Source organism: Streptomyces sp. WM6378 (assembly GCF_001279695.1).
In the GTDB taxonomy this organism is placed as follows: domain Bacteria; phylum Actinomycetota; class Actinomycetes; order Streptomycetales; family Streptomycetaceae; genus Streptomyces.
In genome coordinates this window covers 1-4,468 of the sequence record NZ_LGDD01000076.1, presented here as the reverse complement: position 1 = coordinate 4,468, position 4,468 = coordinate 1, and the positions used below count along the sequence as shown (strand labels likewise).

The 4,468-nt window shown below is 73.5% G+C and carries 1 protein-coding gene; it reads left to right on the top strand.

Annotated elements, in window-relative coordinates; genetic code table 11:
• Positions 1-4,468: condensation domain-containing protein (locus ADK54_RS09620; RefSeq protein WP_159047687.1), on the top strand; the 4,468-nt coding region annotated here is incomplete at both ends.

Genomic DNA, 4,468 nt, shown 5'->3' with positions numbered 1-4,468 from the left:
ACTTGAGGTGGTTCCCTCGCTGCTGCGGGCCGCCCTGGACGCCTGGGAGACCACGGGGGACTTCCCCGTTCTGCCCGCCCTGCGCCACCTGGTCGTCACGGGCGAGGCCCTGCCCGCGGACGTGTGCGTCCGCTGGTTCGCCCGCTTCCCCGACATCCCGCTGGTGAACGCGTACGGTCCGACCGAGTGCTCGGACGACGTCACGCACGCCGTCCTCACGCCGCAGAGTGAGCTCGGCGCCCGCGTTCCCATCGGGCGCGTCGTGCGCAACACTCGGCTGTACGTCCTCGACGACGCCCTGCGCCCGGTGCCCGTCGGCGTACCCGGTGAGCTGTACGTCGCCGGGACGGGCGTGGGCCGCGGCTACCTGGGCGACGTCGCCCGCACCGCGGTCACCTTCGTCGCCGACCCGTTCGGCGCGGCCGGGGAGCGGATGTACCGCACCGGCGACCGCGTCGTGTACCGCCCCGACGGGCAGCTCGAATTCCTCGAACGGCTCGACCACCAGGTCAAGATCCGCGGCCGCCGCATCGAACTCGGCGAAATCGAGTCCGCGTTGCGCGCCGTCGAAGGGGTCACGGACGCTGCCGCACAGGCCGTCCCCGACAGCGCGGGCCGCAAGCGCCTGGTCGGCTACCTCGTCGGATCCGCCGCCGCGCGGGCCGTGCGGGACCAGCTCCTGACGGTGCTCCCCGACTACATGGTGCCGGGCGAATTCGTCGCCCTGGACGCACTTCCGCTGACCCCCAACGGCAAGGTCGACCGCAAGGCACTCCCCGCGCCGGCCTCCACGGCACCGGCCGTCACGGGCGGCCGCGCGGCCCGTACGCCGCAGGAAGAGGCGCTGTGCGCCGCCTTCGCGGAAGTCCTCAGGCTGCCCTCGGTCGCCGCCGACGACGACTTCTTCACGCTCGGCGGCGACAGCATCAGCTCGATCCAGCTCGTCAGCCGCGCCCGCACCGCAGGGCTCGCCCTCACCCCGCGCGACGTCTTCACGCGCAAGACACCCGCCGCCCTCGCCGCCGCCGCGCAGCAGGTGCGGACCACGGTGACCGCCGGCACGGACGACGGCGTCGGCGAACTCGAACTCCTCCCGATCGCCCACCAGTTGAAGGAGGACGGCGGCACGGTGGCGGGCCCGGTCGGCTCGTTCGCGCAGTACGTCGTCGTCCAGGTCCCGCACCACGTCGACCCCGCACGGCTGGCCCTGGCACTGCGGGCCGTGGTCGACCGGCACGACGCCCTGCGCATGTGCCTGGACGTCCCCGTCGAAGGACTGTGGAACCTGCGCGTCCGCCCGCAGGGCACCGTCGACACCACCGCGCTGGTGTCGCAAGCCGCGGCGGCCGATACGGATGCGGCCGTCGCCGAACTCGCCGCCGCGGCCCAGCTCCGGCTCGACCCCACCGAAGGGACCCTGCTCCAAGCGGTGCTCCTGGAAGCGGTCGCCGACCGGCCCCGCCGACTGCTGCTGATGATCCATCACCTCGCCGTGGACGGCGTCTCCTGGCGCATCCTGCTGCCCGACCTGGCCGCCGCCTGGCAGGCCGTGGAGGCGGGCCGAACCCCCGAACTCGCCCCTGTCGGCACCTCGTACCGCCGCTGGTCGAGGATGCTCGTCGACGAGGCGCGCGCCGCCGCCCGCACCCGGGAACTGCCCCTGTGGACCGAGGCCGCCCGCGGCCCCGAGCCGCTGCTCGGCACGCGCGGTCTCGACCCCGCCCGCGACACCTACGGCACGGCCCGCCGGCTGCGCCTCGTCCTGCCCGCCGAGCAGACGTCCGCCCTCCTGACAAACGTGGCGGCGGCCTTCCACGCCGAGATCAACGATGTGCTGCTCACCGGTCTCGCCCTGGCGGTCGCGGACTGGCGCCGCCGCAAGGAAGGCGCCGGGGCCACGGCTTCGGACACGCTGATCGAACTCGAAGGCCACGGCCGCGAACACCTCGCCGACGACGCCGACCTCTCGCGCACCGTCGGCTGGTTCACCAGCGCCTTCCCCGTCCGACTCGCACCCGGCACCCTCGACCGGGACGAGATCTGGGCGGGCGGCCCGGCCGTCGGCACGGCCCTCAAGCGGATCAAGGAACAGCTGCGGGCCATCCCGGACCACGGCATCGGCCACGGCCTGCTGCGCCACCTCAACCCGCAGACCAGCACACTGCTCGCCGCATTCCCCCGGCCGCAGCTCGGCTTCAACTACATGGGCCGCTTCGGCGCCGCGGGTGCGGCCGACTGGGCGCTGTCGGGCGACAGTTCGGCGGTCGGCACCGCCGCGGCCCCCGACATGCCGCTCCAGCACGTGCTTGAGGTGACCCCGGTCACCGAGGACCGCCCCGACGGACCTCACCTGGTCGCCGACTGGCTGTGGGCCGGCGACATCCTCTCCGACGAGGACGCCCACGACCTCGCACACACCTGGTTCCGCGCCCTGGAGCTCCTCGTCACGCACGCGGCCCGGCCCGGCGCGGGCGGCCGGGTGCCGTCCGACCTTCCCCTGGTCTCCCTCACCCAGGACGAACTCGACACCTACGAGAGCGAAGCCGGCCCCTCGGGTCTGCACGACGTGTGGCCGCTCGCCCCGCTCCAGAAGGGCCTGCTGTTCCTCTCCGAGTACGACCGGGACGGCGTGGACGCCTACGTCCTCCAACTCGGCCTGGAACTGCGCGGATCGCTGGATCCGGCGACCCTGCGAGCCGCGTGCTCGGCGCTGCTGCGCCGCCACCCGAACCTGCGGGCCGCCTTCCGCCACCGCGAGTCGGACGACCCGGTCCAGCTGATCCCGAACGCGGTCGAGGTGCCCTGGCGCGAGACCGACCTGACGGGGGCGGACCCCGCGGCGGCCGGGCGGCTCGCCGACGAAGAACGCGAGCGGCGCTTCGACCTCTCCCAGGGCCCGCTGATGAGGTTCATGCTGGCCCGCACCGGTAGCGACCGGTACCGCTTCATCTGGACGATCCACCACAGCCTCGTCGACGGCTGGTCGATGCCGCTGCTCCTGAAGGAACTCTTCACCCTCTACGCGCACGGCTGCCGTGACACCGAGCTGCCCGACGTCGTCCCCTACCGCGACTACCTGGCGCACCTGCACGCCCAGGACACCGAGGCCGCCCGGGCCGCCTGGAAGGAGGCCCTGCTCGGGCTCGACGGGCCGACCCGCGCGGCCCCGGAGGCGACCGGGCGCACGGCGGTCGCGGCGGACACCTTCGACACGGCCGTCCCCGAGCGGCTCGCCGACGGTCTCACCCGCTGGGCGCGGACCCGGGGCATGACCCTCAACACCGTATTCCAGGGCTGCTGGGCCGTCCTGCTCGGCAGCCTCACCGGCCGCGACGACATCGTCTTCGGCGCCGTCACCTCAGGCCGCCCCGCGGAGATCCCCGGCATCGAGAACATGGTCGGCCTGTTCCTCAACACCGTGCCGGTACGGGTCCGTACCCGCCCGGGACAGAGCCTCGCCGACCTCCTCGCGGGCATCCAGGACCGGCAGTCGGAGCTGCTGCCCCACGAGCACATCGGTCTTGCCGAGATCCAGCAGCAGGCCGGTCTCGGCGACCTCTTCGACACCGTCCTGCTCTTCGAGAACTTCCCCCTGGACGAGGCGAGCGTGCGTGACGCGGCCCTGGGCCTGGAGCTCCTCGATGCCGAGGCCCGCGACGGCCGCCACTACCCGCTGAGCCTGGCGGTGCTGCCCGGCCCCGGCGGCCGCCTCGGGCTGCGCTTCGACTACGCGCCCGACCTGTTCGCACGCGAGGACATCGGGCGCCTCGCCGACCGGCTCCTCCACCTCCTGGCCACCGTGGTCACCTCCGCCGAGCAGCCCCTGGCCGGGGTGGGCGTCCTGAGCGAGGCGGAGTCACGCCGCCTGCTGGTCGAGTGGAACGACACGGAGCGCGGCGGCGCGTTCGCGGGTGTCGTGGAACGCGTCCGCGAAACGGCGCTGCGCCGCCCGGACGCGGTGGCCGTCGTCGATGGCCAAGTCACGGTCAGCTATGCGGAGTTGGACCGTTGGTCGGACGTTCTGGCCCAGCGCCTGACATCCGCGGGTGTCGCCACGGGCTCGCTGGTGGCGGTCCTCGCCGAGCCCGGCGCGCGGTACGTGGGCGGGGTGCTCGGCGTGATGCGTGCGGGCGGCGCATGGCTCCCGCTGGACGTGGACGCGCCGCTCGCCCGCCAGGAGGGCCTCCTGCGCGACAGTGGCGCGAGGGTCCTCCTGGCCGGTCCCGGGCAGCGGGAACGGGCCGAGGAGATCGCGGCCGCGTACGACGGAGAGCTTCAACTCGTGTTGTTGGACGGGGAGTTCGACAGGACCTCAACCGGCCCGTCTGGCCTTTGGCCGCCGCGCGGCAGTGATGACGACCTGGCGTACGTGATCTACACGTCCGGGTCGACCGGGCGTCCCAAGGGGGCGATGGTGCACCGGCGTGGCATGGTCAACCACCTCCTTGCGAAGGTGGAGGACCTCGGC